Below are 3,834 nucleotides of genomic sequence, written 5' to 3'. Positions count from 1 at the left end.
GTCTGCGCCGCCCGTCCCGCTCGCCTGCAGCCGCCAGGGCCGGTCCGTGATCCGGCCGGCCGCGGTCAGGAGCGAGCGGGCATAGGTCGACACCCCGGTCCCGCCCGCAGCCAGCATTCGGGCATCGACGCAGACCGGCGTGTCGCGAAGCGCGCGCGCTGGGGTCATCGCCACGCGATCGTGCGCCGCGGCTTTCGCGGACGCGCCCCAGCCTGTACGGGGCGGCGCGATGATACGGTTCGATCATGTGTCAAAGAGCTACCACCTGCGCAAATTCGAGAAGCGGGTGTTCACGGACGTCAACTTTACCATCCAGAAAGGCGATTCCATCGGCATCTGCGGTGCCAACGGTGCCGGCAAGTCCACCATGATGCGGCTGATCGCCGGCGTGGAGCAGCCCACGTCCGGCACCGTCACCAGGACCATGACGACTTCCTGGCCGATCGGCTACAGCAGCGCCTTCCAGTCGAGCCTGACGGGCGCGGACAACGCCCGCTTCATCTCGCGCGTGTACAACCGCCCGGAACGCGAGCTGCTCGATTTCGTGGAGGATTTCGCGCAGCTCGGCCCCTATCTCTTTCAGCCCGTCCAGACCTATTCGGCCGGCATGAGCGCGCGGCTGGCGTTCGGGATCAGCCTGGCGATCGACTTCGAATGCTATTTGGTGGATGAGGTGACGGCCGCCGGCGACGAGCGGTTCCGTCGTCGCTCGGAGGAGGCGCTGGCCTCGCGGCGCGACAACGCCACGCTGGTGATGATCTCGCACGATCCCGGCACGTTGCAGACCTATTGCCGCAAGGGTGCGGTGCTGTACGGGGGCGCGCTCGTGCAGTACGATACCATTGCTGAGGCCTGTGAGGTCCATCACCGCCTCCAGACCCGGGGGAGCTGACCTGCACGGCATCGCCTCCGGCCGGTTACGTCGCCGGCAACGACCATGATCGGGAAACAAGAACAAGATGAGGACGGCTTTCCGCCACCGGCACGTTCGGAGCCTGACCGGGGTGGCATCGCTCGTCGCGCTCGCGGGCTGCGCGACCCTGCCGTCCAACGGGCCGACGGCAAGGGCGGTGGTCCGCCAGTCGCGCGCACCCGACGGCACTAACAGGTTCCGCATCGTGGACTTGGACCAGGCGTCGGTGACGGCGCTTGACGGCCTGGAACGCGACCAGGCGGCAAAGCTGCCGACGCTCGCTTCGCTGGATGCGAACGCGCGCGTCGACCTGATCGGCCCGGGCGACGTGTTGACGGTGACGGTGTTCGAGGTGGGTGTGTCGCTGTTCGCCGGCACGCGGGCAGGCGGCATTCCCGGCGGCTTCGATCCTTCGGCGCATGACCAGAGCTTTCCCGCCACCGTGGTGGATGCGGACGGCCGCGTTGACCTGCCCTATCTCGGCTCAATCCCGGTCGCCGGGCTCACGCCGGATCAGGCGCGGGTGCGGATCGTCGCCGCCCTGCGCGGCAAGTCGCAGGACGCCCGCGTCCTCGTCACCGTGTCGCAGAACGTCACCAACACGGTGTACGTGGCGGGAACGGTCACCCGCCCGGGACGCTTCCCGCTGACCCTTGCACGCGAGCGGCTGCTGGATGCGATCGCGGCCGCGGGGGGCAGCGCGAACTCGTCAGACGACACGATCGTGCGCTTCGTGCGTGGTGGGCGCACCGTGGAACAGCGGCTGGGCACCATACGCGCCGGGGTGCCGGACGATCTGGTGCTCAACCCGGGCGACCGGATCGAGCTGATCCGTCGCCCCCGCACCTATACGGTGTTCGGCGCGGCCACGCGCATCTCGCAGGTGGCGTTCGAGACCGGCGAGGTTTCGCTTGCCGAGGCGCTGGCGCGGTCCGGGGGGCCGAGCGACGCGACCGCCGATCCGACGGCGATCTTCCTGTTCCGCTACAGCGTACAGGGGCTGGGTGATGCGGAGCCGGTCATCTACAGGCTGAACCTGATGAAGCCGGAAAGCTATTTCCTGTCGCAGCGCTTCGCCATGCACGACAAGGACGTAATCTTCGTCGCCAACGCGGCCGCCAACCAGCCGTCCAAGCTGGTGGGCATCGTGAACCAGCTTTTCTCGCCGTTCATCACCGCGCGCGCGATCGCCCGGTAGCGCAGGGCGACCCCTGCCTTCCTCACCAGCCTAGCCCGCTTCGGGCCGGAACCGGCATCCAGGGTCGCGCGCGGGCGCTGCGGTCCAGATGGTCGACCACCTCGATCAGCGGGGGCGTGCGATAGCCGTCGAACGGCTGGCCGATCCTTGCCCAGTGGGGGTTGTAGGCCGGATCGTGGAACAGCGCCTCGCCCCAGCGATCGTGCAGCAGGCGCAGCTCCTCCATGTCCCATGCAACGCGCTCGGGCGTGTGATTCAGGCCGCGGGTCTTGGATTCATGGTGGATCGCAACGATCCGTGGCGTCATCGCGATACGACGTCCCGCGGCCCGCACGCGCAGGCACAGGTCGACGTCGTTGAACGCGATCGCGAAGTTCAGCGCTTCGAACCCGCCCGCCGCCTCGAACACGTCGCGCCGCATTCCCATGAACGCGCCGGTGACGGCCACGGCGCTGCGCCGGCGCCGCCAGCGGCCGGCCGGGCCTGCGTCCCGCTCGTCGTGGCCGATCCCCTCGTGTACCGGGCCGCCGGTACCCATCCCGAAAATCATCCCCGCATGCTGCACGGATCGATCGGGGTAGAGCAGCATCGCCCCCACCGCTCCAATGTCGGGCTCGGCCAGCATCGCACGCAGCGTGTCGTCCCAGCCGTCCGACAGCATCTGCGTGTCGTTGTTGAGGAACAGTAGCAGCGGCGCGGTGCCACCCTCGACAGCCAGATTGTTGGCACGTGCCCAGTTGAACGGCTCGTCGAACGGCAGCACCGTCCCGGTGCCGCGCCGGCGATAGCCGCGCAGGAGCGCGTGCGTGCGCGGCTGCGCGCTGCGGTTGTCGACGATCACGATGTCGAGCGCGTCGGGCACGGCCGCGCGCGCGCGCAGGCTGCCCACCGCCACCCGCAGCATCGCCGCCTCGTCGCGCGTCTGGATCACCACCTGGATGCGCTCGGCGGGCCGGGTGGGATCGGTCCGGTCCGGTGCGAGGGCCAATGACGCTGAGATCATCGAAGGCCGGGCGGCATTGCCCGGCGACGCCGTCCGCTTCCAGCTGGCCAGCAGCAGCGGCAGATGGGCGACGGGACCAACTGCCGCGGCCGCGTGCAGCAAGGCGCAGGGATCGGCATCGGCCTGCGTCATCGCGATCCGCCGCTGGTCAACCAGCATCGCCGCGGGTCGGTCGCTGGGCTGGTCGAACCAGTCGGGATCGAAGGTCGGTTGGAAGACTGGCGCCTCGAACGTGCGTCCGTGGCGCCAATCGTCGATGTGCGCGTCGTGATCGCAATATATGGCAACGCTGCCGGTGCGCGCCGCGGCAAAGGCGAACCAGCCGAGCGCGTGGCGATCCAGCACCGTGCCCGCGGCGACGAGCAGCAGCAGCGGCGACGCGCTCGCGTCGGGAAGCGTCGCGTCCGCGTCGACGAAGGCGATCCTGCAATCGATCGCCGCCAGACTCGCGACCGGATGGTCGCGCAGCGTCGCAGGGCCATGGACGACCGCAGTCCAGCCGGGATTGGCTTGGTCGAGCAGGCTCCCCAGCGTCGCTCGCACCTCCGCGGGTCCCGCATGGGCCGCCGTCACCAGCACGGCGATCTCCGGGCGTCCGTCGTTCACCGGTGGGGACGGCGGGATGGCGAGCTGCCGGCGGAAGGCCTGGTAGCGCGCCGCCTCGTCGCCGCCTGCGCCACCCGGAAGCCGGTCCCGCGCACCCATCTCGACCAGTTCGGC

The 3,834-nt window shown here is 69.5% G+C and carries 3 protein-coding genes; 2 read left to right on the top strand and 1 reads right to left on the bottom strand.

Features of this window, described 5'->3' with window-relative positions:
* Nucleotides 1–229 precede the first annotated feature (229 nt).
* Complete coding sequence (locus tag HUU95_RS10545) at nt 230–892, top strand: ABC transporter ATP-binding protein (protein ID WP_174280073.1); 663 nt, start codon at nt 230–232, stop codon at nt 890–892.
* 112 nt (nt 893–1,004) lie between these two features.
* A complete protein-coding gene (locus tag HUU95_RS10540) occupies nt 1,005–2,111 on the top strand; it encodes a polysaccharide biosynthesis/export family protein (RefSeq protein ID WP_254602741.1) in 1,107 nt (368 codons plus the stop codon).
* A 22-nt stretch (nt 2,112–2,133) separates the two neighbouring features.
* On the opposite strand, the gene HUU95_RS10535 is transcribed toward HUU95_RS10540, so the two are convergent.
* The coding region (locus HUU95_RS10535; RefSeq protein WP_174280071.1) for a glycosyltransferase at nt 2,134–3,834 on the bottom strand (1,701 nt) is incomplete at its 5' end.

This window comes from Sphingomonas bacterium (genome assembly GCF_903643065.1).
Classification (GTDB): Bacteria; Pseudomonadota; Alphaproteobacteria; order Sphingomonadales; family Sphingomonadaceae; genus Sphingomonas.
This window is presented reverse-complemented; position numbering and strand designations above follow the sequence as displayed.

What these genes read in the sequence shown, in the direction of transcription:
- HUU95_RS10545 (WP_174280073.1), top strand. Translation starts at nt 230, where the DNA reads ATGATACGGTTCGATCATGTGTCAAAGAGCTACCACCTGCGCAAATTC.